Source organism: Mycobacterium nebraskense (genome assembly GCF_002102255.1).
In the GTDB taxonomy this organism is placed as follows: domain Bacteria; phylum Actinomycetota; class Actinomycetes; order Mycobacteriales; family Mycobacteriaceae; genus Mycobacterium; species Mycobacterium nebraskense.
Map to the genome: position 1 here is coordinate 1 of NZ_LQPH01000006.1, position 5175 is coordinate 5175.

Below are 5175 nucleotides of genomic sequence, written 5' to 3' on the forward strand. Positions count from 1 at the left end.
GGCCGGGCGGGCGCGACGACGACGTTCTGGTTCGGGCTGGGCCGGACGTTGGCCGTGGGCCGGATGGCGATCGCCAAGGAGACGACCAGCGCCACTACCCCGATGACGAAGACGCCCGCCACGATGCTTCCCACCAGCCGGAAGGACCTGCGTTCCGGATAGCCCGCGTCGACGAGCGCGGTGGCGCCGGTGTGCGCGCCGGTGTAGAGGTCGTCGATGTCGTCGGGCACCGCGCTGTAGGCGAGCGCATCCCTGCCCAAGGTTGCCGGGGTGTCGAAGTAGCCGGGCGTGATCGCGAACGGGTTGATGGCGCCGGTGCCCGGGTCTTGGGCGTAGGCCAGCGCCTCGGTGGACGACGAGAACAGCGGGGCATGCGCGGAGGCCAGCGCAGCGCCCCGGGCCAGCGCCGTTTCGGGCTCCTCGGGCGCCGACAACGGCAGCGAGGTCGCCGCCTCCAGCGCGGGCTTGATGAGCGGGATGTCAATGCCGGAGCCGACCACGAACACCCCGTCCGGGCGCGTCTCCAGCGTCTCGGCATGCGAAACCATCGTGGCCAGCTGGGCCACCGCGGCCTCGTCATCGGCCGGGAGGGGCTGCCGACGGACGTCGGCGATCGACCCATCGGCGCTGTTGACGACGGCCAGCGTCGCGGTGTCGGGCTCGATGTACAGCAGTGCCGTCTGCGCGTAGTTGGTCTGGCTGCCGACGGCTTGTGCCAAGGCGGCCGCGGCCAGGAAGGCCGAGACCAACATCACGTTCTCGACCTTGTGGGCGGCCAGCGCATCCCGCAGCGCGGCGGCCTCGATCGGATCGGTGAAGGTGACCCCTGTCGAGGCCAGTTGGTAGCCGCCCTCGGCCGCGCCCTGGCGCGTGCCCAGGATCGCCGAGACTACCTGGTTGGCCGCGCTGAGCGTTGCGGCGTCGTCTTCGGGCGCAACGTCAAAATTGTCTTCGTCGACGGTGGCGCCTTCGCCGTTCTGGCCTTCGACCAGCACCATTCGGACTGCCGTCGGCGCCATTGACACGCCAAGTACGGTGTCCACAGCTCCTCCATGGTTCGATTGCTAGCACTGTCGATGAGGACGTGGCCGCCGCACCCCGCGAAAACGCCAAACGTCACTGATTCCCCAACGTGTCTTCACCTAGTGTCACGATTTTACGCGCGATCGCCAGCTTTCGGGTGGGGAGGCGGCTAGGGAATCGGGATGCCGTGCTGCCCCAGGTGTCGATGGAGCCAATCGTCCCACTGCTCGCCGTGGGACGGACCAGGCCCCGGTTGGGGAGATACCGGCGCGGGCGGGGCGGACGCCGGCGGCGGCGGGATCGACGCTGGCGGCGGGGGCTCCTGGACGGACGGGGCGACGACGTTTTGGGTGATGTCGGGGCGCTGGTGCGCGTGCGGCCGGATGTCGAGGGCGAGCGCCAAGGCCAGGGCGACGACACCGCCGACGAATACCAGCGTCGCGGCGATGACGGCCAGCACCGATTTTCGGCTGCGGTGCTCGCCCGAGTGGGCGGCAGACTCACGGTCGGCCCTGGTTGCCCGGGCCGCCGCGCTATCCGCCTCGGCGCTGTAGGCCAGTTCCCGCCCGTCTGCCGATGGGTCCCCCGCATAGGGCATCGCGATCGTCGACGGCGCCCCCAACTGCGCGTTGGCCGCCGCCAGTGAAGCGCCCCGCGCCAGCGCCATCTCGGGTTCCTCGGGCGTGGTCACCGACAGCGACGTCGCCGCCTCGAGCGCAGGCTTGATGAACGGGATGTCGACGTCCGAGCCCACCAGGAACAGCCCGTCCGGGCGGGCCCTCATCGATTCGGCGCCCGAGACCATCGAGGCCAGCTTCGCCAGAGCCGCCTCGTCGCTGCTGGGCAGCAGATGCCGACGCACATCGGCGACGGATCCGTCGGCGGTGTCGACCACGGCCAGGGTCGCGGTGGTGGGCTCGACGAACAACAGTGCGGTGCGCGCGCAATTGGTCGCGCTGCCCGCGGCCTGAGCCAGTGCCGCGGCGGCCATGACCGACGACACCAGCATGACGTTCTCGATCTTGCGTGCCGCCAACGCATTTCGCAGCGCGGCCGCCTCGACCGGGTCGGACCAGGTCACTCCGCTCGATTTCAGCTGATGGCCGCCCTGGGCCGCACTTTCCCGGGTGCCGAGAATCGCGGCGACCACGCGGTCCGCCGCGGCGACCGCCGTCGTCCGATCGCTGAGGTGGAAGCCATCCTGATCGACCGTCACCCCACCGGCAGCTTCGCCTTCAACGAGCACCATGCGGACCGTCTCAGGTGCCATAGACACGCCAAGTACGACGTCCACCGCTCCTCCAAGTCGTCCAAATCAATTGCCGTGCGAGGACACCTGCGTTGCGGGCCTCGTCGCTTTAGAGAATTGGCCGGATGACTTCGCAGCGATCCCGGCCGCGCCCACACCCCAATTCGCCACCCTAGCGCGCGAAGATAGGTGCGCCCGGGAGCCGCGAAGGGCTATTTGTGCCCGCCGCCGCCACCACCGCCGCCGCCGCTGTGGCCACCGCCGAAGCCGCCGCCACCACCCAGGCCGCCGCCGCTGTGGCCACCGCCCAAGGCGCCGCCACCACCGGGAGCGCCGAAGCTACCGCCGCCCGGAGCGCCAAAGCCACCACCGCCGCCGGCGACGGGTCCACCACCGTGGCCGCCGCCGCCGAACAGGCCACCGGGGCCGGTGGGCGCACCGCCGCCCGAACCGGGGGGCGAAACGTGTCCGCCGCCAAGGCCGCCGAGGCCACCCTCGCCCGGGGGCGACACGTGCCCGCCGCTGGAGCCGCCGGTGCCCGAACCAGGCGGCGGTACATGCCCACCACTAGAGCCGCCGGTGCCCGAATCCGGGGGTGGCGTGTGCCCACCGGTGGAGCCGCCCGTGCCCGAACCGGGCGGCGGGACATGCCCACCGGTGGAGCCGCCTGGGCCCTCGGGGATCGGCGACGAGCCTTGCCCGGGAGGCGTCTGGTGGGGCGGCGACTGCGGCACGGTGCCGCCGACTTGCGGCGGCGACTGCGGTTGCGGGAGGTGCACCGGCGGTTGGGGCAGCACCGGCTGTGGGAGTGACACGTGCGGCGGAGCCTGGATGACGGGCGGGCTCACGACCGGGTTGGGAACGGGCACGTGGACCGGCGGCACCATAAGCGGCAACAGCGGCGGGACCACGACGGGAACCGGGACGATCGGAGCCGCCGGGAGCGGGGCCGCGGGAATGGGAGGCGCTGCGGGCGGCGGAGGGGCCGCGGGCAGCGGCGCGGCGACCGGCGGAGTCATCGGCATGGGCGCCGCCATCGGCACCGGCGGGTTGATCCTCTGCGCCGGGGCCGACGCCTCAACGGGCGCGGGCGCCGGCGGCTCCTGCGTCGGGACGATGAGGTGCTGCCCGGGGGTGGGCTGCAGAGCGATGGTGCCGGTCGTGCGGATACCGATCGCCAGCGCGATCTCGAGCGCCAGCACCGCGCTGATCCCGGCGACCGCCAGCCCGCTACCGATCAGCAGGGCCGGCCTGCGCCGCGCCTGGCTCTCCTCGGGCATGAAGAGCTTTTCGATGACGACGGTCGGCGAGTCGCTGTCCTCATCGGGCACCGCGCTGTAGGCGAGCTCGTCGTCCCCAGGCTCCGGTCCGAAAGGCACGTAAAGGTATTCGGGCAGCGAATGTTGGTCGACGGCACCGGTGCCGGGGTCCTGGGCGTAGGCCAGCGCGGCGGTCGACGAGGCGAACAGCGGCGCGTTGGCCGACGCCAGGGCGGCGCCGCGGGCCAGCGCCGTCTCGGGCTCCTCCGGCATGCTCACCGACAGCGAGGTCGCCGTTTGCAGCGCGGGCTTCAGCGGGGCGATGTCGACGCCCGAGCCGACCACCAGCACACCGTCCGGCGCCGCTTCCAGCTTCTCCAGCCCGGCGATCATGCCGCCGAGTTGCGCGGCGGCCTGGTCGTACGACTCGGCGTAGAGGGGTTGCTTGTAGACGTCGGGGATGGACCCGTCGGAGGTCTCGACGACCGCCAGCGTCGCGGTGTCGGGCTCCACGAACATCACCGCGGTTCGCTCGTAACCCATTGCCCCGCCGACGTTTTGGGCCAATGCGGTCGCGGCCAGAAAGGCCGACACCAACATGACATTCTCGATGCGGTAAGCAGCCAGCGCGTCGCGCAACGCCGCCGCCTCGAACTGGTCGGTCCACGTCACGCCGATGGACGACACCTCGAGCCCGGCATCGGCCGCGCCCTCGCGGGTGCCGAGGATGGCGGCGAGCACCTGGTCGGGCGCACTCGCGGTGGCCGCTTCGTCGTTAGCGGCGACGTCGAACACGTCCTCTTCTACCGTCGCGCCGTCGGCGTATTCGCCTTCCAGAACGACCATTTGGATCGATGCCGGTGCCATCGACACCCCGAGCACGATATCCAAGGCAAACCCCTCCAAAGGTATTGCGAGATGAACCATGGCCTGGCGGAGGAAAAACCACGGCTATCTAAGTATCGCGCAGAACGGCGGTGCGGGAGCGCCTCAGAACCTATGTAGTCCTTATGAAGTTCTGATAGGAGCGCGACGGCGTGGGTCCTCGCTGGCCCTGGTATTTCGAACCTACTTGAGAACTGCCGTAAGGGTGTTCGGCCGGACTGGTCAATCGCAGAATGCACAGCTGGCCGATCTTCATGCCCGGCCACAGTGTGATCGGCAGGTTGGCGACGTTGGACAGCTCCAGCGTGATGTGACCGCTGAAGCCGGGATCGATGAACCCGGCGGTCGAGTGCGTCAGCAGTCCGAGCCGGCCCAGCGACGATTTGCCTTCCAGCCGGCCCGCGAGGTCCTCCGGCAGACTGAACAGCTCCAGCGTCGAGCCGAGCACGAACTCCCCGGGGTGCAAGACGAACGGCTCCCCGTCGACCGGTTCGACCAGCGTCGTGAGCTCGTCCTGCTGCTTGGCGGGGTCGATGTGGGTGTACCGGGTGTTGTTGAACACCCGGAACATGCAATCCAGGCGGACGTCGATGCTGGACGGCTGCACCAGGGTGTCGTCGTACGGGTCGATGCCCAACCGGCCGGCGGTGATTTCGGCCCTGAGGTCACGATCGGAGAGCAGCACGCGTTTCTCCTATGTCAAGCCGCTGCCGGTTGGCACGGCCGATTGTGGGTTTGTTGGTCGGTGTGGAGGTGGCC

The 5175-nt window shown here is 70.2% G+C and carries 4 protein-coding genes; all 4 read right to left on the bottom strand.

Annotation, left to right across the window (positions count from 1 at the left end; translation table 11 throughout):
* Positions 1-1043: DUF7159 family protein (locus tag AWC17_RS00355; RefSeq protein WP_425270844.1), on the bottom strand; the 1043-nt coding region annotated here is incomplete at its 3' end.
* 149 nt (positions 1044-1192) lie between these two features.
* The gene (locus tag AWC17_RS00360) at positions 1193-2317 is read right to left on the bottom strand and encodes a DUF7159 family protein (RefSeq protein ID WP_046187207.1); all 1125 of its coding nucleotides are present in this window, start codon (positions 2315-2317) and stop codon (positions 1193-1195) included.
* Positions 2318-2484: 167 nt separating this feature from the next.
* Positions 2485-4398 (bottom strand): DUF7159 family protein, encoded by a 1914-nt coding sequence (locus AWC17_RS00365; protein WP_279627365.1) that lies wholly within the window; start codon positions 4396-4398, stop codon positions 2485-2487.
* 130 nt (positions 4399-4528) lie between these two features.
* Positions 4529-5101 (bottom strand): dCTP deaminase, encoded by a 573-nt coding sequence (gene dcd / locus AWC17_RS00370; RefSeq protein WP_046187321.1) that lies wholly within the window; start codon positions 5099-5101, stop codon positions 4529-4531.
* Positions 5102-5175: the final 74 nt, after the last annotated feature.

What these genes read in the sequence shown, in the direction of transcription:
- AWC17_RS00365 (WP_279627365.1), bottom strand. Translation starts at nt 4,398, where the DNA reads ATGGCACCGGCATCGATCCAAATGGTCGTTCTGGAAGGCGAATACGCC.